The following is a 21,675-nucleotide window of genomic DNA, read 5'->3' on the forward strand; positions in this document are numbered from 1 at the left end:
GGGTGTAGGACCGGGCTCCGTTGAGCTGCTTGCCGTCGGCGTCGGTGAAGGTGTGCGCGTACACCGCCTCGTAGCCGTGGTTGCCCCAGAGCGCGGCACGCGCCGCGGCCGCCCGCACCAGGTAGGACGCCTCTCGGTCGGCGATCCGCCACTGTGGCGAGTCGATCGTCCCGATGCCGAAGTGGTCGAGGTTGTAGTCAAACAGGTGGGGGTTCATCTCCCAGGCACCCGGCGGGCGTTCACCGTCGGCGGGCGGGTTCGACGCGGCCTCGACGCGCGCCTTACCTGCCGCCGCCCCCTCGGTGAGTGTCTTGACGAGGGCGGGGTCGGCGTTCACATACGGCGAGGGCCCTTCTTCGAGGAGGCCCAGTGGCTGGAAGCGTTCCTGGTAGTCCTGGTCGGGGCCTGCGGGCGGGAAGTCCGCCATCCAGACGCGGAGTTGCTCGAAGAAGCGGAGCTCGTCGGGCACATCGGGGTCCGGTGCCGGCAGACCCGTGCCGTGGGTGGCCGGGTTCAGCGGGGTGAGGGTGAGCTGCTGTTGCAGGGCCTGTACCCGGGGCATGTCCTCGGGGCCGTCGCAGGCGTTGCGGCCGACGATCGAGATCACTGTCGTCGGCGCGTCGATCACTCCGCGCACCCCGTCGGGCGCGGTGCCCGCCCAGCCGGGCGGGACGACGAGCCAGTCACCTGCTTCCGTCCCGGTGGCACGCTTTCCCAGGTACGCGAAGTTGTTGCTCCACACGTCCACGAACTGCAGGACGTAGTACGCGCCGGCGGTATCCGGGACGTGAAGCCGGACCGGGCCGCCGGAGAGGTCGACCTGGGCGATCGAGTAGACGGTGTCGTTGTTCACCGACACGAAGTGGGCGTCCGGGGTCGCCAGTTTCGTGGAGTGCCCGAACCGGTTGAAGAGGGTGGGCGGCAGGGAGCCGAAGCCCTTGTGCATGAACGCGGAGATCATCGACACGTCGAAGACGAGTGGGTAGCCGTAGACGTAGGCGTCTGCGGCCAGGTCGGCGGGGCTGTCGGTCCTGCTGGTCACGGCTGGCTCCTTCGGACGTCGGCGCTCAGGGCGGGCAGCGTCCAGGAGCCGTCGAGCACCGAGGGCCCGGGGCCGTAGACGCGGATGGCGATGGTGAAGGGGCCGTCGGGGGCCGGCAGCCAGTTCGCCGCCCGCTTCGGGTCCTGCGGCCGGTCTTTGCCGACGTAGAGGGTCAGGCCGCCGTCGTCGTCGTGGACCAGGCCGGGGGTGCGGTCGCCGATCGAGTAGCGGCCGATCGGGTTGTCAACGAGGAGCCGCTCGGGCAGCCGGTAGATGGTCGCCGACCAGAAGTACCGTGCCGGCGGAAGCTCCCCCGGAGCGAAGTGGATGACGTGGTCGTGCGTCGCGGCGTTCGGCGGCCGGTTGCCCAGGTCGTCCTGGACCCAGCCCGCGTACCACGCCTCGGCGGCCGGCAGACCGTACAGGCCCTTGTCGACGCCGACCGCCCGGGTCAGATAGTCGGTGCCGTGCTCGGCCCGCGTGCCGAACCAGTGGGTGGAGTCGGCCGCGTCCTTCTTCGCCTCGTCGAGCCGGGCGCGGGCGTCCGCGATGCCCTGCTCGACCGCGGCGTGGATCTGCGGTGTCAGCCCGGCGGGCTCGAACTCGCCGTCGCCCGTGACCCCGAGCGACGCGGCCAGCCGGTCCCGCAGCTCGCGCTCGCTGTCGAGTACGGGAAAGAACTGGAGCAGGAAGTCCAGCAGGGTGAAGAACTCGACCGTGCCGAGATCCTCCTCCCGCCAGACGGGCCACACCGGCTCGTCCACCGGATCCGGCGCGGCCGAGCCGGCGAACTCCGACAGCGGACGCAACCGGTACCCCTCCTGGATCTCCCGCAGGGCCGGTACGTCATCGGGTCCGGCCAGATACGTGCGTCCCAGGATCCCGACGAGGAAGGTGTCGGCCCGCAGCACCCCCGCGACCGCGCCGGGAACCTCACCGTCCCAGCCGGGCCCGGCGACCAGATGGTCGCCCGCCTCCGGGCCGGTCGTGCGGGCACCGATGTAGCCGACATACGAGGTGTCCAGATCGTGCAGCGGCAGCACGTAATACCGGTCCACGGCCGGCACCGACACCACCCACGGCTCAGCCCGCAGATCCAGCCACGCCCAGGAGTACGGGGTGTCGTTGTTCGGTGTCACCACGTCCGTATTGGCCGGTGTGAACGGCTCCGAGTAGTGCCGGAACCGCCCGAACCCTCCCACGTACCGGGTGTCCCCCGAATCGATCGCCTGCGGATACATCGTGCGGTAGTTCTGCAGAAGTGCGAACCCCCAGATCCAGCCCTCCGCCGCGGCCTTCCGTACCTCGTCGACAGTCAGCTCCGACACGAAACCCCTCCTCGAACATATGCTCATATTCTGGCTCAAACTTCCACATTCCGACGCAGCACGCATCCGCAGCCCTGCACCGGAGGCCGGGCAGGGCAGCCTCTGCTTCACCTTTTCGGGCTACTGCGTGCGCGCCCGGCCGGACGAGAAGGCGTAATGAACAGGACGCGAGTCGGAGGGAGCCGGCCATGGGGCACGCGACGAACGCTCCTGAGGGGGTGTCCGCATGAGCGCCGGGCAGGGGGGCCGGAACCTGCCGGTGGCCGGCTGGCTGGGGACCTACCGCAAGGGCCGGCTGCGGGGCGACATGCTCGGGGCGCTCACCGCGTGGGCCCTGATCGTTCCCGAGAGTGTGGCGTACGCACAGATCGCCGGTGTGCCTCCGCAGAACGCGTTCTACGCGGCCCCGGTGGCTCTGCTGGTGTACGCGATGTTCGGGCGCTCCAACTTCCTCATCATCGGGGCGACATCGGCGGCAGCGGTCCTCTCGGCCGCGGCGGTGTCGGAGATCAGCGGCGATCCCAGGGACGCGGTCGGTCTGTCGGCCGCTCTCGCGGTCGTCGTCGGCGCCGTACTGCTGGTCGCCGGCCTCGCCCGTCTCGGGTTCATCACCAACTTCCTCGCCGAACCCGCCCTGGTGGGCTTTCTGTTCGGGATGGCCCTGACCATCGTCGTCCGCCAGGGCGCCAAACTCGTCGGCGTCTCCGGCGGAGACGGAAACTTCTTCGAACGGCTGTGGACCCTCCTGAGCAGGGCACCCGACTGGTCGCTCGCCACACTCGCCGTCGGATCGGCCGCGCTGGCGCTGCTGTTCCTGCTCGAACGGTTCGTACCCCGCCTCCCCGCCGCGCTGATCGTGCTCGTGCTGGGGCTCGTTCTGTCCGCCGCACTGGGCCTGGAGCACCACGGCGTGGACACCGTCGGCACGATCCCCTCGGCCGTCCCGGTACCGCATCTGCCGGGCATCCCCGCCGAGGACTGGATCGCCCTGGCCGCGGGCGCGCTCGGCGTCGCCCTGGTGGTCTTCGCCGAGGCGTTCAGCATCGCCAGCCGCTTCGCCCGCGAGCACGGCCAGGAGGTCGATGCCGACCGGGAGATGGCCGCGGTCGGGCTCAGCAATATCGCGGTCGGCCTGTTCCGCGGTTTCGTCGTCTCGGGCAGCGCTTCGCGCAGCGCCGCCGCGGCGGGTGCGGGCGGCCGGACCCCGATGGTCTCCCTGATCGCCGCCGCCCTGGTCCTGCTGACCGGGGCCCTCCTCACACCGCTCTTCACCGACCTGCCCGAGCCGGTCTTGGGCGCCATCGTGATCGTGGCCGTACGAGGCTTCATGCGGGTGGGTGAACTGCGGCGCTACGCCTCCCACGACCGCCGCAGCCTGTGGGTCGCGCTCACCGCCCTGGCCGGAGTGCTTCTTTTCGACCTGCTGCCCGGACTGCTCCTCGCCGTGGCACTGTCCCTCGTCCTGTTCATCGCCGCGGCCAGTCTCCGCAATGTCGCCGTCCTGGGGCGCCTGCCCGGAACCCGGCTGTACGCCGACACGGTGCAGCACGCGGACGCCGCCACGACGCCCGGCGTACTCGCGGTGCGGCCCGACGGAAGCCTGTTCTTCGGCAACGTCAACCGCGTCCGCCTCGCCGTCCGTGACCAGGTCGCGGGCGCCGCGTCTCCCCCGCGAGCCGTCGTCCTGGACCTGACCGGCAGCTACCGGCTCGGGATCCCGGTCCTCGACGCACTCGACGAACTGCGGGAGGAACTGGCCAGGAAGGACATCACCCTGCACCTGGCCCACGTACGGGCACGCGCCGAACAGGACCTGGCCCAGCACCCCCTGGCGGCTCACCTCGGACCGCGCGGCCTCCACCACACCGTGGACGACGCCGTCTCGGCGGCGACCGGCGGACCGGTGTGAGGCGTGGCCCAGCGCTCCACGGCTCATCCGCGCGTCCACGCCTCGCGCAGTCCCGTTCCGCCGCCCGCCCGGTCCCCGCGTGCCCGGCAGTCGCTGCCGGAGGTGGCTCAGTGGCTGACGGCGACCCCGGTGGAGGGGTACTCCGGGACGCCGAGGCGCCGGGCATCCCTTTCCGGGCGCATGTACAGGGTCGCCAGGATGCCGGTGACCAGCAGCAGGGCAGCCGTGACGAGCCAGCCGTCCTCATAGCCGGCCGTCGCTGTCGCCGCGCTGTCCACGACCCGGCCGAGGACCAGCGGCGACACCACACCGCCCAGGGCGAAGACCGCCACCAGGGCCCCGAGCACGACGCCGCGCTGTGAGGGCGGCGTGATCCGGGCGATGGCCGTCTGCGCGGCGGTGATCATGACCAGGGCGACCGCCATCGGGCCGAACATCATCGGGACCTTGATCCACGGCGCGTCGGCGGTGGCGAACACGGTCACCGCACCCGCCGAGGCCACCAGCAGCAGACCCGCGCCGGCGCCGGCAGGCAGTCTTCCCGTGGTGCCACGCAGAGCGGCCCGGCGTGCCAGCAGACCGTGCGCCAGCAGAACCAGGCCGTTGGCCACGGCAGCCCCGCCGACCGCGGCACCGGCCCGGCCGAGGTCCCAGCCCACCACCGTCTGCAGATAGTCCGGCAGCCAGGTGAGCTTCGCACTCATCACCCAGTAGGCCGCGAACGCGCCCAGGGCCCCCGTGACGAACGTGCCGGAAAGGAAGACGGCCCGCAGCGGAACCTCCGCGTCCGCCGGCCCGGCGTCCGCTGTACGTGCCTCGCGGCCGACCGGTGGGGCCAACGGCCCCTCCCTGCCCTTGACCGCCCACACCCCCGACCACAACAGACCCGCCAGTCCCGCAGCGCCGAAGGCCCAGCGCCAGCCGAAGTGGGAGATCACCGCGCCGAGCGTGGGCGCCGCCACCGCGACCCCCGCCGCCGCGCCCACCATGAGGATCGCCGTGGGCAGGGTGCGCTCCCGCTGCTCGAACCAGCCGTGCACATGGTGGACGGCCACGGGCGCCGACGGTCCCTCGGCGATGCCGAGCAGCACCCTCGTCGCGATCAGCGTCCCGAAGCCGGCCGCACCCCAGAGGACCGGCAGCTGGGTGGCGGACCACAGCAGGCCCATCGCCAGGAGCAGCACCGATGTGCGCACCTTGCGGGTCAGGAACGACACTCCCAGCGCGGACAGCGAGAAGAGACTGAAGAAGGCGGCCTGGGCCGCGCCGAACTCCTGGCGGTCAAGGCCGAATTCCTTCATGATCTCCGGCCCGGCCAGCCCCAGGACGGCCTTGTCGGCGAAGTTCACCAGCATGAATGCCAGCAGCAGCCAGGTGGTCGTCCATGCTCGGCGACCGGCAGGCACCGCGTCCGCGGGGCCGGTACGCCGCGCTGCGGCGTTCACTGCTTCCACGGCCGCACCCCTTGCTCGGCGCCGTCGTCGTCGGGAGTGCCGCATCCGCAACTGTCGTCGTCGACGACACCGACGCTGATGGCTCCCGCGGCCCGCCGCCGCCCCTCGTCGCTGCGCGTCAGTTCGGTGGCGACGTCGGTGCCCGCGGCGACGGCTGCCGATTCGGCCGCAGCCCAGTTGAAGACGCCGCGAGCCATCGTCGAGGTCTCGTCGCGGGCCCGGCGGGCGAAGACCTCGGCCCGGATCCGGGCCACTTCGCGGTCGGCCGGAGCGGCCAGTGCGGCGGTCTCGGCGAGGTGCGCCGCCAGCCGCAGTTCCCCGCGGCCGAGCAACTGCCCGGCCCTGTCCGCCAGTGCCCGGGCGCCGCCTGCCGCGTCGGCGAATTCGGCGGCCAGCGCCGCTTCGGGGGCCGGCTTCAGGTTCGCCGGGTTCTGGTCGTACCAGCCACCCCACAGGCGCCACAGGTTCCGTACGACGAACTCCGGCTCGTCGTACGCCGGGTGCAGATACGGCTTCTCCAGGAGGCCCGGCGGGACCTTCACTCCGTGCAGCACCTCGTCGAGGCGGGCGCCGGCGTTCATCAGGCCGCGCGTCTGGTCGCAGAGGGATTCGAGGAGCTCGGCCGTGTCCCCGAGTGCCTGCTGGATGCGGTCGGAGCCGAGGATCGGCACACCGTGCCCGGGGAGCAGCACCTCGGCTCCGAGCTCCTGCATGTCGCGCAGCGCCCGCGCCCATTCCACCGGGTAGCGCTGCACCTTCTGCGGGTTGCCGGCGTTGGGCGAGTTCCAGATGAACAGGTCGCCCGTGCACAGGGTCCGGAGCTCCGGGATCCACACATAGGTGTGGTCGTCCGTCTCACCACGGGCGTGCACCAGCTCGAAGGTCAGCTCTCCCCTGCGCACGGTCAGCCGGTCGCGGTAGGTCGTGTCCGGGTAGCGGTACTCCGTAGGCCACTGCAGGGAGGGAACACCGAACTGCCGCCGGTTGATCCAGGTGTTGTACCCCGCCGTCTCGCGGTAGCGGTCGAAGCGCGCCGTCACCGCCTCATGGGCGATGACCTCGGGGCGTCCAGTTCCGGCGTCGGCAGCCTCCCGGTCGAAGGGCTCCACGCCGAAGACGTGATCCACGTGGCCATGGGTGTACACCACCGCGCTCACCGGAGCCGACGAGCCGACGCGCACCGACTCGTGCAGTTGGGAGGCAGTACGGAAATCCCCCGAGTCGACCAGCACAAGACTGTCCCCGGTGTCGAACACCGCGACGTTCGCGAAGGCCGGGAAGAAGCCGGTCCGTTCGCCGACGCGGACCAGACCGCCGTCGGCGAACTCCCCCCTGAAATGGGCCAGCAGGGACTCCTCGCCGGACCAGACCCGGTCCGCGTACTCCATGTATCCGCCGGCGTTGTGTTCCGTCATAGTGTCCAGCTCCTCCTACGTCACACCGGGGACCACCCCGGCTGCCCCTGCGGTGGCCCGCTGATCTCCGTAGAGTCTGCGTCGGAGCCCATCGGGGGGACACCCTCCGCCCTCACAGTCGAACGCCTCGTAGGCTGTGACATGTCACAGCCCTGAGAGAGGACCGCCCCGGTGCCGGACATCCCGCCGCCCGAACGCCACGGCGCGTATCCGGCGCTGTCACCCGCCGCCCAGGCGCTCGCCGCCCGGTGCGAGAGCCGCGTCAACGAGCTCGCCCGGCACATGGCCCGCGAGACCTTCGAACAGTTGCCGGGGTACACCGAGCTCCCGGCCGACGTGAAGGACGTGGAGATCGCCGCGACGGTCCGCAACGGACTGCGCCTCTTCCTGCGCCGGGTACGCGACACCCGGGGCCGCGCGGGCGACTACAGCCTCTTCCGTGAACGCGCCGCCCAGCGGGCCGAAGAGGGCATGCCCCTGCACACCCTTCTGCGCAGCCACTCCACGGGCGTCTACGTCCTGTGGCAAGCCCTGCGGGACGAGGCCGCCGACGGGGAGGAGGGCGCGCTCATCGAACTCGTCGACTTCCTCCTGCACGGCCACGAAGCCATCATCGGCGCCGTGGCGGAGACCTACCTCGACGAGCAGGCCGCGCTCTTCGCCGAACACCGCGAACACCACCGGTCCCTGGTACGCGGGCTGCTGGACGGCTCCCTGCCTCCCGCGCGCGCCTTGGCGGAGCTGGGCCTCGAAGGCCCCTGCGTCGTTGTTCACCTGCATGTTCCGCAGAACGACGAACCGTCGGCCCCGGCCGTCGCGGACCGCCGCCGGGTCAGGCGCGTGCAGACCGTGCTCGACCGTGTACTCGGTACCGAGGCGGTGTCGCTGCTCAGTGCCGAGGGAGGTCATGTGATCGCTCCGCAGCGGGCCGACGACGCGGACGGCATCCGTGCGGGCGAGGAGTTGTCGGCCAGGCTCCGGCAGGTATGCGGCGCCGGTGTGCGGCTCGCCGCGGTCACCGCCGCGGGTCCCCAGGACGTCCCGGCCGGCGCCCGGACCGCCACCGACATCGTCCGGGTTGCCCGCGCCTGCGGACGCCCCGCCGGCCTGCACCGTATGGACGATGTCCTGCTGGAGTACCACCTGTCGCGCCGCGACGAGAGCAGCGACCGCATCGCCGCGCTTCTCGACCCGGTCGGAGACCGGCCCGAACTCATCGAGACCCTGCGCGTCCACCTGGAACACCGCCACGACCGGCGCAGCACCGCACACCACCTCGGGCTGCACCCCAACACCGTGGACAACCGACTGGCCAGGGTCGCCGAACTCACCGGTCTCGACATCGCCTCCTCGCGCGGAAACGCCCTGGCCATGGCAGCCCTGCTGCTGCGTGGCAGTGGATGAGGCAGACCGATGGAGGTAGCCGTACGGCGCATTGAGGGCTACTGTGCGGAGCGCGCCCCTGCCCCCGGCGGTCCCTGACCGTACGGCCGAAGCAGGTGGAGATTGTGGTGTACAGCCCTCCCGGCCGCGTTCCCCGGAATCCTTCCAGGCCCGGTGCGCGGTTCCAGCAACCGGATGTCGCGCGGGCGCGTTCAAGCAAGGCGTTGGCCGTCTACGACTGCCATGGTGATGCTCTGTTCTCCCTTGCTCTGCTGCTCTGCCGGGATGTCGACCGCGCTGTCGAGGCGGTCGTCGCGACTGTGACGCACGCGTGCGCGACAGCGTCCGACCCCATGCCGGACCCGATGCGTCAGAGCCTCGCGGCGGATCTGTGGCGCAGGTACGCGACCGATCCCGGCGCACAGGCACCGCAGCCCGAGCCGGCGCTGCGCTCCGGGCGCGACGCCGACGGACCGTGCGGCGAACAGGAACAAACCCTGCTGGGACTGGTCCTGTTCGGCTGTCACACCTACGGGCAGGCGGCCGCCCTCATCGGGGTGCCGGCCCCCTCGGCAGCCGAGCACCTGCGCTCCGTCCTGCGCCGGTCCGCGCGCGGACCGAGCAGCCGCAGCGCTTGAGGGATGCCACCGCAACACCCACCGCGAAGGGAACGACGTGACGAATCCGACGCAGACCACGGAAACTCCCGTACCGACCACACCCGCTCAACTGTCCGCGCAGGCACACCGCTTCAGCGGTGAACTGCCCTGGATCGAGAACGCCCAGAAGGTGGCTCCGAAGGACGCGCGTGCCCTGTCCAAGCTGTTCTTCGCACAGTTGCAGGTCCTGGAAGAGGGCTCCCGCGAGTACCAGTACGTCCGCAACACGCTGATCGAGATGAACGTGACGCTGGTGCGTTTCGTCGCAAGCCGCTTCCGCGGCAGGGGAGGGAGCGACTTCGAGGACATCGTCCAGGTCGGCACGATAGGGCTGATCAAGGCGATCGACCGGTTCGACCTCTCCCGCGAGGTCGAGTTCACCAGCTTCGCCGTCCCCAACATTCTCGGAGAGATCAAGCGGCACTTCCGCAACACCACGTGGGCCGTACATGTGCCCCGACGGCTCCAGGAGCTGCGGGTGAATCTGACGCAGGCCAGGGAGCAGCTCGCCGGCACTCTCGATCGCCGGCCCACGGTGAAGGAGCTTGCGGCACACCTTGAACTGAGCGAGGAAGAGATCATCGAGGGGCTGGTGGCCGCCAACGGCTACACCGCCGGATCCATCGACATGCCCGCCGACAGCCCGGAGACCGGGCACGTCGGTGACCGCAGCCGCTCCTACGCGGACAGCATCGGCGACTGCGATCCCGCACTGGACCTGATCGTGGACCTCCAGGCACTCGCCCCTCTCCTGGCCGACCTGGACGCGCGCGAGCGCCGTATCGTCCAGCTCCGTTTCGGCCAGGAGATGACTCAGTCCCAGATCGGTGCCGAGCTCGGGCTCTCGCAGATGCACGTATCGCGCCTTCTCACACGGGTCCTCAGCCGGCTCCGGACCGGCATGCTCACCGACCAATAGGCGGGTTGCCCGCCGCGGCCTTGGGGGGCCGCGGCGGGCAACCAGAAGTGCGGCAGCGCCGTGGCGCCCCGAACTCTGCCGTGCCACGGCGCTGCCCCGAGCCACCCCCGAACCCGACACACCGAATCGCTCGACCCGGCCGGCCCGTCGGCAATCGGCCGGCCACCCCGGAACCGGATGTCTTCCCGGAAGGACGCGTCATGCCGATCTCCCCGCTCCTGTACGCCGACCGGCACCAGGAGGACTCGGGCACCGCCATCGTCCTGGCAGGCGTGATGGATCTGGACTCCTCCTGCGTGTTCACCCGCGCATTCGCGGCGGCCCTGAGCACCGAGGCCCTGGCCATGCACGTGGATCTGAGCGCCGTGGCATTCTGTGACTGCGGCGGACTCAGCGCTCTCCTCAAGGCGGCTCAGGACGCCCGCGCAGGCGGACGGACCTTCCAGGCACACGCGCCCGCCCCCGCCGTCCTGCGCATGCTCACCCTGACCGACACCGCGGACACCCTGCTCGGCCGGGATCCCTTCGCGTCCGGGCAGCTGGGCCACGATGAAGCGGTATAAAGATCAGCGTTTCGCTCCCCCGGTATGATGGGGAACGAAAGGTGGCGGCCGGTGCTCAGCCCCGAAATGACCGAGATCCTGCGGGCCCTGCATCTGGATGCTGCGGCGCCTCTCGACGACGGCTGTGTCTCGGTGCTCGGGATGGATCATCTCGTGGTGTCCCTCGCGGTCGACGGCCAGGTCACCGAACAGCTGTGGTCCTCCGATGAAGCCGGTGCGTCCTTCGAGGATCTCCAGTTCACCCTCGGCGAGGGCCCTGGGCCTGATGCCCTGCGTACCGGTCAGGCGGCGCTGGAGCATGACCTGGCGGCGGTGGGCGGGGAACGATGGCCCGCTCTCGTACCTGCGATGGCCCAGCTGCCGATCCGTGCCATGTTCTGTCTCCCGCTGGCCCTCGGCGGCATCACGGTCGGTGTCCTGACCGCGCTCCGCGCGTCCCCGGGCCATATGAGCGGCCAGCAGATGGACGACGCACTGGGTCTCGCGGCAGCCCTGACCCTCCAGTTCCTCGGCGGTGCCGGCGCACGCGTCGATGCCTGGGTGGACGCAAAGCCGGACGGGGAACTGCACCGGGCCGTCGTCCATCAGGCCACCGGCATGCTCAGCGTCCAGCTCGAACTCCCGCTCGGCAAGGCCCTGCTCCGGCTGCGCGCCTACGCCTACAGTCACGACCGGTCCATCATCGACACCGCCGAAGACGTCGTCTCCCGACGCCTCCGGCTGGACGACGACAACCCCGAACCCGAATCACCCAAGGAGACGAGGGGATGACATCCATGTCCCGCGAGCAGCAAGTATCCGATGTCTTCGTGCAGGTCGCGGACTCCCTGATCGATGACTTCGACCTCATCGAATTCCTTGAGGAGCTGTGCTCCCACTGCGTCACCCTCCTCGACGTCTCCGCGGCCGGCATCCTCCTCGCCAACGAGAACGGGCTCCTGCACACGGTCGCCGCGTCCGACGAGAACACCCACCTGCTGGAGCTCTTCGCCATCCAGCACGACCAGGGCCCCTGCCTGGACTGCTACCGCACGCGCAGCGCACGTTCCAACATCGACCTGCATGATCCCGTGGCCAACAGCACCTGGCCCGCCTTCGCCGACCAAGCACGCAAGAGCGGCTTCCGGACCAGCCACGTCTTCCCGCTGAGACTCCGTGACCGTGCCGTCGGGGCGGTGAACCTCTTCCAGACCCGCCGGCAGTCGCTGAGTCCTCAGGACGCCTCGCTCGCCCAGGCCCTCGCGGACGTCGCCACCATCGCCCTGCTGCAGCAACGCGACCTCGGGCAGGAGCAACTGGAGAAGAGCCAGCTCCAGCGCGCCCTGTCCAGCCGTATCGTCATCGAACAGGCGAAAGGCATCCTCGCCGAACGCTGGACCGTCAACCCCGACAGGGCCTACAACGCCCTGCGCACCTACGCCCGGGCCCGCCAGCTGCGCATCTCCGACTGCGCTCGTCAGATCATCGACCAGACCCTCGACACCGACCGGATTCCGCGCCCTTAGACACCGGCCGCCCTGCACAATGGCAGTCAGTCTGTGGCCAGTTCGTGACGCGCCCGGGCCGCCGCTCCCAGCGGAACGGCGTCGTCTCCCAGGGCAGCCGGTACCAGCTTGACGGGCCGGCCGCTGACCGGCGGTTCGGCGGCGAGCGGTTGCTGAATCAGCGGTTCGAGCAGGGGCCAGGCGCCGCTCACCCCGCCCCCGATCACGACCGTGCTGATGTCGACGAGGCCGGCGGTCATCACCAGCGCCCGTGCGATCCCCGCCCCCGCTGCCGCGTACACGGCGTGAGCGTCCGCGTCCCCGGCCCGGGCCGCTTCGGCCACCTCGCGGGCGGTAAGCCACCGTCCGGTGCGTTCGCCGTAGCGGGCCCGGATCGAACGGGCGGAGGCCAGCGTCTCCAGATGGCCCCGGCCGCCGCAGGTGCACGGCAGGTCACCGAAGCCCGGGATGTGACCGATCTCCCCGGCCGCGCCGTGCGCTCCGGCATGCAGCGCCCCGGCCGTCCACAGTGCCCCGCCGACGCCGGTGCCGAGCGTCATGCCGAGGACGTCCGTCTGGCCCGCCACGGCACCGCAGGCGACCTCGCCGCGCAGGAAGGCGTTGACGTCGTTGTCGACGAAGGCGGGCACCCCGAGCGCCGTGCGCAGGGTGGCGGCCACGGGGAAACCGGCCCAGTCGGTGAACGAATCGCTCGCCACCAGGATGTGCCCGGTGACGGAGTCCACGACGCCGGCGGCGCCCACCCCCACGGCGGCGAGGCTGCCCGGCGTGCGCGCACGCACGGCGGCGAGCGCGTCGAGTGCCGCGGCGATCATCGCCCCGCCGCCGTCAGCGGCCGGAGTGGCCGTGTCCGCGCGGTCGAGCACGTTCAGTTCCTCGTCGCACAGCACCACCTGGGTGGTGCTGCCGCCGATGTCGATCCCGGCGAAGACCCGGGGGACGTGCCCGCTCATCCCTGCCCCTCCGTCCGGCCGGCGGCCAGGGTCGCCAGTCGCTCTGTTCTGCGGGCACGCTGCACCACGGGGTCGGGTACGGGGACGGCCGCCAGCAGGCGCCGGGTGTAGTCGGTCTCCGGATGCAGCAGGGTCTCCGAGGTGAGCCCCTGCTCCTCGGCACGCCCGGCCCGCATGACCACCACGCGGCGCGCGAACTGCTGCACGACGGCCAGGTCGTGGGAGACGAAGAGGCAGGCGAAGCCCAGCTCGTCCTGGAGTTCCGCGATCACTTCGAGGACGGCCTCCTGCACACTCACGTCCAGGGCGCTGGTGGGTTCGTCCGCCACCAGCAGGCGCGGCTCCAGGACCAGGGCGCGGGCGAGGCTCACCCGCTGGCGCTGACCGCCGGAGAGCTCGCGCGGCGCACGCCGTGCCACCTCGCGCGGCAGCCGGACCCGGTCGAGGACCTCGGCGACCAGCGACGTCCGCTCCTTGGCGGACAGACCCCTGCGGTGCACCCGCAACGGTTCGGCGACGCACTCGCCGACCGTCATCCGGGCGTCGAGCGAGGCGACCGGGTCCTGGAGCACGACACCGATCCCGGCGCGCAGCGCGCGACGTGCCCGTGCGCGGGTGGTGGCCAGGTCGGCGCCGAAGAGGGTGACCGAGCCGGATGCCGGCGTGATCAGGCCGAGTGCGACCCGCGACGCGGTGGACTTCCCGGAGCCCGACTCGCCGACCAGACCGAGGGTCTCGCCCGGGTGTACGGCGAAGGAGACGCTCTCCAGGGCCCGGGTCGCCTGCTTCCCGCGGCCGAAGACCACCGAGACGTCCCTGAGTTCCACCGCGGGTTCCCCGGCGAGCGGTTCGGCTGCGCGCCGGGTACCGGGCTCGGCGGCCTCGGCGACAGCGAGCCGGGGCACCGCGGACAGCAGCCGCCTGGTGTAGTCGTGAGAGGGGCGAAGGAGTACGTCCTCGACGGAACCGGTTTCCACGATCTCGCCCTGGTACATCACCGCGACCCGGTCGGCGAAGTCCGCGACGACGCCCATGTTGTGGGTCACCAGGAGGACGCCCGTCCCGGTCTCCACCGCGAGCCGGCGCAGCAGATCGAGGATTTCCGCCTGCACCGTCACATCGAGTGCGGTGGTGGGCTCGTCCGCGATCAGTAGCGCCGGTTCGTTGGCGATGGCCATCGCGATGACCACCCGCTGACGCTGACCGCCGGAAAGCTGGAACGGGTAGGACCGGGCCCGCTGCTCGGGCTCGGGGATGCCGACGCGGCGCAGGAGTTCGACGGCGCGCGCGGCGGCGTCCGCGGCGGACACCCGCCGGTGGTTGCGGATCACCTCCGCGATCTGCTTGCCGACCCGGGTGAGCGGGTCGAGGGCGGTGGCCGGTTCCTGGAACACCATGGAGACGGTCGCACCGCGCAGCCGCGACAGCCGCTGCTCGCCGGCGCCGACGATGTCCGTGCCGTCGACGACGGCCTTCCCGGTGGCCCGGGCATTGCCGGCGAGCAGCCCGATGGCGGCCAGCGCCACCGTGGATTTACCGGAGCCCGACTCGCCGACCAGAGCGAGCGTCTCGCCGGGGGCGACGTGCAGGGACACGCCGCGTACGGCGTCCACCGTGCCGGTCTCCGTGGTGAAGACGACGCCCAGGTCGTCGAGTTCGAGTATGTGGTCGCCGGGCGCGGGGGCGGCCGGTCGCTGAACGGCGCTCATGCGCGTCCCCTCACGTCGAATGCGTCGCGGAGTCCGTCCCCGATCGCGTTGAACGCCCACACCACCAGAATGATGGCCAGGCCGGGAGGCACGATGAGCCACCAGTATCCCGAGTAGGCGGCGGTCATTCCCGAGGAGAGCATCCCGCCCCAGTCGGTGGACGGGGGCTGGACGCCCAGGCCGAGATAGGAGACGTAGGCCACCAGCAGGATCGCGTCGGCGATCTGGAACGTGGCGGCCACGATGACGGTCGACACCGAGTTCGGCAGGATGTGCCGGATGATGGCGCGCCCGTGGCTGCCGCCGATCGCGCGGAGCGTGAGGACGAAGTCCCGGTTCTTCAGCGTCAGGGTCTCCGCCCGCACCAGCCGCGAGGGCACCAGCCAGGAGATGAGGCCGAGGATGAGGACGAGGCCGGTCAGGTCCGGGGTGGTGATGGCGGAGACCACCAGGAGGATGAAGAGCGCGGGAATGGCGATCCCCGCGTCGACGACGCGCATCATGACCGCGTCGATCCAGCCGCCCGCGTAACCGGCGGCGGCGCCCCACAGGGTGCCGATGACCGTGGCGAGCACTCCGGCGGAGAGCCCGACGATCAGGGACACCTTGCCGCCGAACATCAGCCTGCCCAGCTCGTCGTGGCCGACGGCGTCGGTGCCGAGCCAGTGCGCACCGCTGGGCGACTGGTTGACCTGCTGGAGCAGGGTGTGCGTCTGGTCGGTCGAGTAGACCAGAGGGCCGACGAAGCAGAACAGCAGGAAGAAGACCACCATGCCGAGCCCCACCACGGCGAGGCGGTTGCGCAGGAAGCGGCGGACCGCGAGCCGGCGCCCTGAAGCGGCGCGCGGCGGCGCCGTGGGGATCCCGTCCAGGGAGGTGAGGGAACTCATGACCGACCTGCCTTCACTCGGGGGTCGATGACGCGCTGGAGGATGTCGGCCAGCAGGGTCCCGATCACCGTGGCGACCGAGATGACCAGGACACAGCCCAGCAGCACGGGATAGTCGGAGGACTGGGCGCCGGTCCAGAACAGCAGTCCCATCCCCGGGTAGTTGAATAGCTGCTCCACCACGAGTGCACCGCCGAAGAGCACCGGAACGTAGTAGCCGAGCATGGCCACCACCGGGGTCAGCGAGTTGCGGAACACGTGCCGCGTCAGGACGGACCGTGCGCTGGTGCCGCCCGCCCGCGCCGTGCGCACGTAGTCCTCGGTGAGGTTCTCCAGCGTCGCCGAGCGCATGTAACGGCTGAAGACGGCGATCATCGTGGCCGCGCCCGCCACTACGGGCAGCACGAGTCCCTGGGGCTGCGAGAGGACGTCGAGGACGCCGTTGCCCTGGGGGGCCTGCGCCGGGAACCAGGGCAGGACCTGGCTGAAGACGAGGACCAGGATCAGCCCGAGGAAGTACACGGGCGTGGAGTAGGCGATGAAGCTGAGCGTGGTGATGATGTAGTCGGCCGGCTTGTTGCGGCGGACGGCCTGCCACACGCCGAGCGGCACCGCGAACAGCAGCCCGACGACCGCCGAGAGGATGGTCAGCAGCAGCGTCTTCGGCAGCCGTTCGGTGATCAGCTGCGAGACGGGCTCGTTGAGTGTGTACGAGATGCCGAGATCGCCGTGGATCAGCTGGTTCAGGTAGTACACGTACTGAACCGGCAGCGGCTTGTCGAGTCCCTGCTCGTGGTTGAACGCGGTGATCTGCTGGGCGGTGGCCTGGGGCCCGAGGATGCCGCGGGCGGGCCCCCCGGGGAGGGCGTGCAGCAGGCAGAACACCACGACGGTCACGAGGAGGACCACCGCCAGGGCCTGCAGGACACGCCTGATGAGGAAGGAGTAAGTGCTCATGGGGTTCCGGAGGGCTGGGTGGGGACAGGACGGCTGCGGGCAGGTGAGGCGGGGCGTGGGGTCACTTCTTCCACGCCCACATCGCGGGGTGGAAGTTGGCGAGGGAGTCCTGGGAGAACCCTCCGAGACCGTCCCTGATCACGGAGACCTGGTAGTCGGGCTCGGGGAGCCAGACCACGGGAAGGTCCTTGGCGATGGCCGACCCGTAGGCGGGCATGGCGTCGGGGGACGACGAGGTGGTGGTCCGGTCGATCAGCTTGTCGACCCGGGGGTTGGAGTAGCTCCCGAAGTTGGAGCCGCCGCCGCTCGCGAAGAGCGCGTCGCCGCTCGGGTAGGCGGGGAAGTACCAGCTGCCCGCACTGCCGAAGAAGGAGAGCTGCCACTTGCAGCCGGAGTCACCCTTTTCGCACTGACCGGCCTGCGAGAGGACGGAGTTGACCGGCGCGGTCTTGATACCGAAGTCGATTCCGGTCTCCTCGAAGGAGGACTGGAGGGCGCTCATCATGTTGTCCGTCTCGGTGGAGCCGGACTGGGAGAGCACCTGCATCTTGAACTCGGTGCCCTTGTCGACGCCCTTGCCGCAGTGTCCCTCTCCGTCACCGGGCGAGGTGCAGACCATGGTGCCGCCCTTCGAGGTCCAGCCGTGGTCCGTGAGCAGCTTGCGCGCCTTGGCGGTGGAGTAGGGGTACGGCTCGTCCTGCTGCTCCTTGGCGAGGAAGGCGGAGGGCTGCCCCTGCGGGACCGGACCGAAGGTGGGAACCGCGGTGCTGTTGAAGAGGACCTTGGCCAGCGTCTTCTGGTCGACGGACATCTGGATCGCCTGCCGGGCGTACAACTGCTTGAATACCGCGCCCATTTCGGGGTTGTTGAAGTTGTACGGCATGTACGTCACGGCCCAGCCGGACCACCGCTCGACGTGGTATCCGAGGTCGGTGAAGGACTTCTTCAGCCCGAGGTCGGCGGCCTTGATGTAGCCGTAGTCGACCGTCCCGGCCCGCAGCGCGTTCTCCTCGGCGGCCACGGTGGTGAAGGGGAGCAGATTGATCTGCCGGACGTGCGCCGCCCCCTGGCCGTCGTACTTCGTGTTCTCGGTGAGCTCGACCTTCCCGGAGGTGTCGAACGACTTCAGCGTGTACGGGCCGCTGACCGTCTTCCACAGCGGGTCGCTCGCGTAGCCGGAGATCTTCTTGCCGACACCGTTCAGGTACGTCCACACCTTCTTGGCCCCGGCCCGGCTGCGGTCGAGGTCGGAGACGGCGCCCGAGTCGCTGGTCTTGTCCCACACGTGCTGGGGCATGGGCCGGATCATGCTCAGCTCGTTGGCGAGCATCCACTGCCGGTTGTAGGAGCGGTCGAAGTCGAGCGTGAAGTGCCGGTCGTCGATGGTCCTGAAGGAGCTCCAGGTGTCCGGGGCCTTGCCCGGGCTGTAACTCGCCCACGACTTCTTGTTCTCCCGGACCAGGTTGAACCAGAACTCGACGTCCCGCGAGGTGACCGGCTTGCCGTCGCTCCAGTGGCGGTCGCCGAGGGTGATGGTGACGCTCTTGTTGTCCTTGGCGAAGTGGGCGTCGGTGGCGAGGGAGTTGTCCTTGTTCCAGCCGATCTTGCCGGTGGATCCGTCGTAGGCGATCAGCGGCTCCCACATCGTCTGGGATATGGAGGCGTTGTTGGTGTTGAGATGGCCCGGCGCGCCCACCGGAAGAATCCAGTTGGGCGTGAAGTTCGCCGGGAGCGCGTAGTTGATCTCGTTCTTCGAGCCCGAGGGCGCGGAGACGCCACCCGTGCAGCCGCTGAGCAGCAGGCCAACGGCCGCGCAGGCGCCGGCGGCGAGCACCCGGTGCCGGCGCATCGCTGTGCGAGCAGGGGACATGTATCTCCTCCAGGTGACGGGCCCTTGGGCCGCCCGGGGCCGGGCGTCGCACCGTCGGTTCGGCACTGAACAGGAAGCCGGTCCGGTCGGCGAACGCGACAGCGCACGCCGATCCGGCCGGCGAACGCGAAGCGAACGCGAAGCGAACGCGAAGCGAACGCGAAGCGAACGCGAAGCGAACGGTGGCTTCGGGGCCAGCTAACGCCTGCCGCGGCTCTCGCACAAACAAAGTTGTGTAACAACTAAGTATCTCCGGTTGTGCAAAAAGTCCGGGCCGGGTTCGACTCGGTCCATCCTGAAGGGGATTCGCGCACATTAGTGGGCTTCTGTGGCGTGAATCACCCTGCGTATCCCCATTCACGGGGCGGGACTCCAGGCGTACTGTTCCCATCGAACCGACCCTGCGGAAGTAAGCACCTGGATGACTGAAAAAAGTATGCGGCGCCGCAAGCCGGCAGGTACCTCGGCGCTGGCCGCACAAGCCCTCGAACTCATCGCCTCCGGACGGGCCACCTCACGGGCGCAGCTCTCCGAGCTGCTCGGCGCCGCGGCCTCCAGCGTCTCGGTGGCCGTGGCGCAACTGGTGGAGCGCGGCCTCGTCGCCGAGGAGGGGACTCACTCCTCGACCGGTGGGCGCCCCCGCAGGGTGCTCAGGCTCGGCGGTCAGGACGCATTCGCCGTCGCTGCCGACCTGGGCGGCAAGCACGCCCGTGTCGGCATCGTCCTGTCCGGCGGGGAACTGCGCGATGTGTCCACCGTGCCGCTGGAGATCGCCGATGGCCCGCAGGCGGCGCTCTCGCGGCTGGCCGTGACCCTGGAGGAGCTGGTCGAACGGCACGGCAGGTCCCGGCTGCGCGGTGTCGGCCTCTCCCTGCCCGGCCCGGTCGACACCGCCACGGGCCAGGTCGTGCAGCCCTCGCGGATGCCGGGCTGGAACCGCTTTCCCGTCCTGTCCTGGCTCCAGGAGCGCTTCGCGGTACCGGCCGCCGCCGACAACGACGCCAACTGCATGGCCGTCGGCGAGCACACCGCCCGCCAGGGGCGCCACCAGCAGGTGATCATGGTCAAGATGGGCACCGCGATCGGTGCGGCCGCCCTGGTGGACGGCCGGCTCTACCGCGGCGGTACGGGCGCGGCCGGGGAGATCACCCATATCCGCATCGCGCGCGGCGCCGATGTGCCCTGTTCCTGTGGCAACACGGACTGTCTGGAGACGGTCGCCTCGGGTGCCGCTCTCGTCCGGGTGCTGCGGGAGGCCGGGGTGGGCGTCGCGAGCGCCGAGGACGTGGTCAGGCTGGCCACCGAGTCGCACCCGGAGGCCAACCGCGCGGTGCGCAGGGCCGGGGACTACCTCGGGCAGGTGCTCGCCGCGAACGTCAACTTCTTCAACCCGGACGCCGTCTATCTCGGCGGCATCCTCTCCACCGTCGAGCCGTTCGTCGCCGCCGTCCGCAGCCAGCTCTACGAGAGCTGCCACCCGCTGGTCACCGAGCACCTCGCCATCGAACGCGCTGTTCTCGGCGCCGACGCGGGCCTGGTCGGCGCGGGGCAGTTCGCCCTGCAGACGGCGTTCGCCGAGGCACTGCGCGAGGTCGCCGGAACAGACCCGGGCCCCTGACCGGTTCCGGCCACCCGCCCCCTCGGCCCGCGCCCACCGCATCCGCACCACCCGTACGAACGAGGAGCCATGTCGCACCCCACCCCTTCCCGACGCCCCGTCTTCGCGATCGCCGGTCTCGGCATCGAGTCGTCCACCTTCTCCCCCGCCCGCACCGAGGCCCCCGCGTTCCATCCCTCGCGCGGCCAGGAGGTGCTCGATCGCTATCCCTTCCTCGCGCCCGGCGAGGAACTGCGCGAGGCGGCCGACTGGCACGGCGCGCTCGTCGGCAAGTCACTGCCGGGCGGCACCGTCACCGCCGAGGCGTGGAAGGAACTCACCGAGGAGCTCCTCACCCGGCTCGCCGCACTGCCCAGGATGGACGGTCTGTGGTTCGACATCCACGGAGCGATGACCGTCGAGGGCGTGGACGACGCCGAGGCCGTGCTCCTCGAACGCATTCGGGATGTCGTCGGCGACGACGTGATCGTCTCCACCTCCATGGACCTGCACGGCAATGTCTCGCGCGCCCTCGTCCACCGCAGCGATCTCATCACGTGCTACCGGATGGCCCCGCACGAGGACCACATGGAGACCAAGGAGCGTGCCGTCCGCAATCTGCTGACCCACGTCGTCTCCGGCGCCCCCCGCCCGTTCAAGGCATGGGTCCCCGTCCCCGTACTGCTGGCCGGCGAGCAGACCTCCACCCGCATCGAGCCGGCGAAGAGCGTGTACGGGGCCGTCGCCGAGGTCGAGCGCCTCGACGGTGTGACGGATGCCGCGATCTGGGTCGGCTACGCCTGGGCCGACGAACCCCGCAACCGTGCGACGGTCGTGGTGACCGGGCACGACGAGCAGGCCGTGGCCGCCGGTGCCGAGCGGCTGGCCCGCGGCTTCTGGGACGCCCGCCACGACTTCGACTTCGTCGCCCCCACCGGCACCTTCGACGCCATCCTGGACGAGGCGCTGGCGGGCGATCGCCGTCCGTACTTCGTGAGCGACACCGGCGACAACCCGACCGCGGGTGGCGCCGGTGACGTGACCTGGGGCCTGACCCGGCTCCTCGCGCGCCCGGAGTTCCGCAGCGAGGACGGGCCGACCGTCCTGTACGCCTCGGTGCCGGGGCCCGAGGCCGTCCGGCAGGCAGCCGAGGCCGGGGTCGGGGCCCGTGTCACGGTGACGGCCGGTGCCGAGGTGGACGACCGGCACTCCGGTCCCGTCACGCTCACCGGCGTCGTGCACGCCGTCCGGCACGGGGACCGCGACGCCCGGACCGAGGTCGTGGTGCGCGTCGGCAGTGTGTACGTGATCCTCACCGGGCTGCGCAAGCCGTACCACCACGAGCACGACTTCACCGACCTCGACCTCGACCCGCGCGGCGCGGACATCGTCATCGTGAAGATCGGCTACCTGGAACCCGAACTCTTCGCCATGGCCGCCGACTGGAAGATGGCCCTCACCCCGGGCGGCGTGGACCAGGACCTGGTCCGCCTCGGCCACCACCGCATCCGCCGGCCCATGTT

18 protein-coding genes are annotated in these 21,675 nt (G+C 70.6%); 9 read left to right on the plus strand and 9 right to left on the minus strand.

The window, feature by feature from the left end; genetic code table 11:
* On the minus strand, window positions 1-1,042 hold a 1,042-nt coding region (locus tag ACFVW8_RS31330; RefSeq protein ID WP_389695967.1), incomplete at its 3' end, for a DUF1254 domain-containing protein.
* Window positions 1,039-2,370 (minus strand): DUF1254 domain-containing protein, encoded by a 1,332-nt coding sequence (locus tag ACFVW8_RS31335; RefSeq protein WP_389695969.1) that lies wholly within the window; start codon window positions 2,368-2,370, stop codon window positions 1,039-1,041. The genes ACFVW8_RS31335 and ACFVW8_RS31330, both read right to left, overlap by 4 nt.
* Before the next feature lie 226 nt (window positions 2,371-2,596).
* On the opposite strand from ACFVW8_RS31335, the gene ACFVW8_RS31340 reads away from it, so the two are divergent.
* Window positions 2,597-4,279, plus strand: a complete 1,683-nt coding sequence (locus tag ACFVW8_RS31340) for a SulP family inorganic anion transporter (protein ID WP_389695971.1) — start codon at window positions 2,597-2,599, stop codon at window positions 4,277-4,279.
* A gap of 107 nt (window positions 4,280-4,386) precedes the next feature.
* Here ACFVW8_RS31340 and ACFVW8_RS31345 read toward each other — a convergent pair whose 3' ends face one another.
* Both ACFVW8_RS31345 and ACFVW8_RS31350 read right to left on the minus strand, forming a co-directional pair.
* Window positions 4,387-5,733 (minus strand): MFS transporter, encoded by a 1,347-nt coding sequence (locus tag ACFVW8_RS31345; RefSeq protein ID WP_389695973.1) that lies wholly within the window; start codon window positions 5,731-5,733, stop codon window positions 4,387-4,389.
* Complete coding sequence (locus ACFVW8_RS31350) at window positions 5,721-7,148, minus strand: alkyl sulfatase dimerization domain-containing protein (protein ID WP_389695975.1); 1,428 nt, start codon at window positions 7,146-7,148, stop codon at window positions 5,721-5,723. The genes ACFVW8_RS31345 and ACFVW8_RS31350 overlap by 13 nt, the downstream gene beginning before the upstream one ends.
* A 171-nt stretch (window positions 7,149-7,319) precedes the next feature.
* Here ACFVW8_RS31350 and ACFVW8_RS31355 point away from each other — a divergent pair, with 171 nt between their 5' ends.
* The 6 genes from ACFVW8_RS31355 to ACFVW8_RS31380 all read left to right on the plus strand — a co-directional run bounded on the left by ACFVW8_RS31355 (window position 7,320) and on the right by ACFVW8_RS31380 (window position 12,177).
* Window positions 7,320-8,552 carry a PucR family transcriptional regulator gene (locus ACFVW8_RS31355; RefSeq protein WP_389695977.1) on the plus strand — a complete coding sequence of 411 codons (1,233 nt, stop codon included), beginning with the start codon at window positions 7,320-7,322 and terminating at the stop codon, window positions 8,550-8,552.
* Window positions 8,553-8,884: 332 nt separating this feature from the next.
* A complete protein-coding gene (locus ACFVW8_RS31360) occupies window positions 8,885-9,169 on the plus strand; it encodes a hypothetical protein (RefSeq protein ID WP_389695979.1) in 285 nt (94 codons plus the stop codon).
* A gap of 91 nt (window positions 9,170-9,260) precedes the next feature.
* Complete coding sequence (locus ACFVW8_RS31365) at window positions 9,261-10,109, plus strand: SigB/SigF/SigG family RNA polymerase sigma factor (RefSeq protein WP_389696002.1); 849 nt, start codon at window positions 9,261-9,263, stop codon at window positions 10,107-10,109.
* Between the two features lie 200 nt (window positions 10,110-10,309).
* Window positions 10,310-10,672, plus strand: a complete 363-nt coding sequence (locus tag ACFVW8_RS31370) for an STAS domain-containing protein (protein ID WP_389695981.1) — start codon at window positions 10,310-10,312, stop codon at window positions 10,670-10,672.
* A 51-nt stretch (window positions 10,673-10,723) separates the two neighbouring features.
* Entirely contained in the window at window positions 10,724-11,443 is a 720-nt protein-coding gene (locus ACFVW8_RS31375) for a GAF and ANTAR domain-containing protein (RefSeq protein WP_389695983.1), read from the plus strand.
* Window positions 11,440-12,177 carry an ANTAR domain-containing protein gene (locus ACFVW8_RS31380; protein ID WP_389695985.1) on the plus strand — a complete coding sequence of 246 codons (738 nt, stop codon included), beginning with the start codon at window positions 11,440-11,442 and terminating at the stop codon, window positions 12,175-12,177. Before ACFVW8_RS31375 ends, ACFVW8_RS31380 begins: the two co-directional genes overlap by 4 nt.
* Window positions 12,178-12,203: 26 nt before the next feature.
* Here ACFVW8_RS31380 and ACFVW8_RS31385 read toward each other — a convergent pair whose 3' ends face one another.
* The 5 genes from ACFVW8_RS31385 to ACFVW8_RS31405 form a co-directional block, all read right to left on the minus strand.
* Entirely contained in the window at window positions 12,204-13,130 is a 927-nt protein-coding gene (locus ACFVW8_RS31385) for an ROK family protein (protein ID WP_389695987.1), read from the minus strand.
* Window positions 13,127-14,839, minus strand: coding sequence for a dipeptide ABC transporter ATP-binding protein (locus tag ACFVW8_RS31390; RefSeq protein WP_389695989.1), 1,713 nt, complete (start codon window positions 14,837-14,839; stop codon window positions 13,127-13,129). The genes ACFVW8_RS31385 and ACFVW8_RS31390 overlap by 4 nt, the downstream gene beginning before the upstream one ends.
* A complete protein-coding gene (locus tag ACFVW8_RS31395) occupies window positions 14,836-15,729 on the minus strand; it encodes an ABC transporter permease (protein WP_389695991.1) in 894 nt (297 codons plus the stop codon). Before ACFVW8_RS31395 ends, ACFVW8_RS31390 begins: the two co-directional genes overlap by 4 nt.
* On the minus strand, window positions 15,726-16,685 hold the full coding sequence (locus ACFVW8_RS31400) for an ABC transporter permease (RefSeq protein WP_389695993.1): 960 nt from the start codon (window positions 16,683-16,685) through the stop codon (window positions 15,726-15,728). Before ACFVW8_RS31400 ends, ACFVW8_RS31395 begins: the two co-directional genes overlap by 4 nt.
* A gap of 61 nt (window positions 16,686-16,746) precedes the next feature.
* Window positions 16,747-18,555, minus strand: coding sequence for a peptide ABC transporter substrate-binding protein (locus ACFVW8_RS31405; RefSeq protein ID WP_389695995.1), 1,809 nt, complete (start codon window positions 18,553-18,555; stop codon window positions 16,747-16,749).
* A 421-nt stretch (window positions 18,556-18,976) separates the two neighbouring features.
* Here ACFVW8_RS31405 and ACFVW8_RS31410 point away from each other — a divergent pair, with 421 nt between their 5' ends.
* The gene (locus ACFVW8_RS31410; protein ID WP_389695997.1) at window positions 18,977-20,173 is read left to right on the plus strand and encodes an ROK family protein; all 1,197 of its coding nucleotides are present in this window, start codon (window positions 18,977-18,979) and stop codon (window positions 20,171-20,173) included.
* Window positions 20,174-20,242: 69 nt separating this feature from the next.
* On the plus strand, window positions 20,243-21,675 hold a 1,433-nt coding region (locus tag ACFVW8_RS31415; RefSeq protein WP_389696000.1), incomplete at its 3' end, for a M81 family metallopeptidase.

This window comes from Streptomyces sp. NPDC058221, from assembly GCF_042882365.1.
Lineage (GTDB): Bacteria > Actinomycetota > Actinomycetes > Streptomycetales > Streptomycetaceae > Streptomyces.

Bases quoted from the DNA above. Each gene is read 5' to 3' on its own strand.
- ACFVW8_RS31340 (WP_389695971.1), top strand. From the start codon at position 2,597: ATGAGCGCCGGGCAGGGGGGCCGGAACCTGCCGGTGGCCGGCTGGCTG.
- ACFVW8_RS31350 (WP_389695975.1), bottom strand. From the start codon at position 7,148: ATGACGGAACACAACGCCGGCGGATACATGGAGTACGCGGACCGGGTC.
- ACFVW8_RS31360 (WP_389695979.1), top strand. From the start codon at position 8,885: ATGCCGGACCCGATGCGTCAGAGCCTCGCGGCGGATCTGTGGCGCAGG.
- ACFVW8_RS31370 (WP_389695981.1), top strand. From the start codon at position 10,310: ATGCCGATCTCCCCGCTCCTGTACGCCGACCGGCACCAGGAGGACTCG.
- ACFVW8_RS31380 (WP_389695985.1), top strand. From the start codon at position 11,440: ATGACATCCATGTCCCGCGAGCAGCAAGTATCCGATGTCTTCGTGCAG.
- ACFVW8_RS31385 (WP_389695987.1), bottom strand. From the start codon at position 13,130: ATGAGCGGGCACGTCCCCCGGGTCTTCGCCGGGATCGACATCGGCGGC.
- ACFVW8_RS31390 (WP_389695989.1), bottom strand. From the start codon at position 14,839: ATGAGCGCCGTTCAGCGACCGGCCGCCCCCGCGCCCGGCGACCACATA.
- ACFVW8_RS31395 (WP_389695991.1), bottom strand. From the start codon at position 15,729: ATGAGTTCCCTCACCTCCCTGGACGGGATCCCCACGGCGCCGCCGCGC.
- ACFVW8_RS31400 (WP_389695993.1), bottom strand. From the start codon at position 16,685: ATGAGCACTTACTCCTTCCTCATCAGGCGTGTCCTGCAGGCCCTGGCG.
- ACFVW8_RS31405 (WP_389695995.1), bottom strand. From the start codon at position 18,555: ATGTCCCCTGCTCGCACAGCGATGCGCCGGCACCGGGTGCTCGCCGCC.
- ACFVW8_RS31410 (WP_389695997.1), top strand. From the start codon at position 18,977: ATGACTGAAAAAAGTATGCGGCGCCGCAAGCCGGCAGGTACCTCGGCG.